Here is a 531-nt window from a genome sequence, read left to right as displayed (position 1 = left end):
ATCATCCATAATAAAAAGTTCCCATTCTTTATAAGTTTGCATTAGAACACTTTCAATAACTTTATTAATTAATGATGGCTTATTATAACTAGTAAGGATAATTGATATTTGGGGTTGCAAAGTCTTCACCTCTATTGAGAATATTGAATGTGTTTTTCTAGTGAAATCTAATAATTAAAGCTTTATCGACACTTTCTTTTTTATACTTAAATAATTTATGACTTTTTCATAGATATGGTATGGACTATAGTGGAGAAAAAAGAGACATGGGTGAATATAAATACTGCTATTAATTTTTTATAGATAAAGAAACCTTTTTTAAAATTATCGGAACGGTTTGTCCTTTCTATTTATATAATAACGTAACTGTTTTTGTATTTATTGATAAGGAGGAGAGAGAGATTTGCCTAAAATTTCAGTTATAATGACAAGTTACAATAAGCCTGCGTTTGTTGAAAAATCTATATTAAGTGTATTAAACCAAACCTTTCAAGATTTCGAGCTTTTTATAATGGATGATGATTCAGATGA

Annotated in this window: 2 protein-coding genes; one reads left to right on the top strand and one right to left on the bottom strand. The window is 26.7% G+C overall.

Going from position 1 to position 531, the window contains the following annotated elements:
* A partial coding sequence (locus tag DN403_RS30555) for a glycosyltransferase (RefSeq protein WP_149186110.1) occupies positions 1–120 on the bottom strand: 120 nt, incomplete at its 3' end.
* Positions 121–403: 283 nt separating this feature from the next.
* Between DN403_RS30555 and DN403_RS30550 the strand changes: the two genes are divergently transcribed.
* A partial coding sequence (locus DN403_RS30550) for a glycosyltransferase family 2 protein (protein ID WP_149186109.1) occupies positions 404–531 on the top strand: 128 nt, incomplete at its 3' end.

Origin of the sequence: Bacillus sp. AY2-1 (genome assembly GCF_008368965.1) — a bacterium.
Taxonomy (GTDB): Bacteria; Bacillota; Bacilli; order Bacillales; family Bacillaceae_G; genus Bacillus_A; species Bacillus_A thuringiensis_S.
This window is presented reverse-complemented; position numbering and strand designations above follow the sequence as displayed.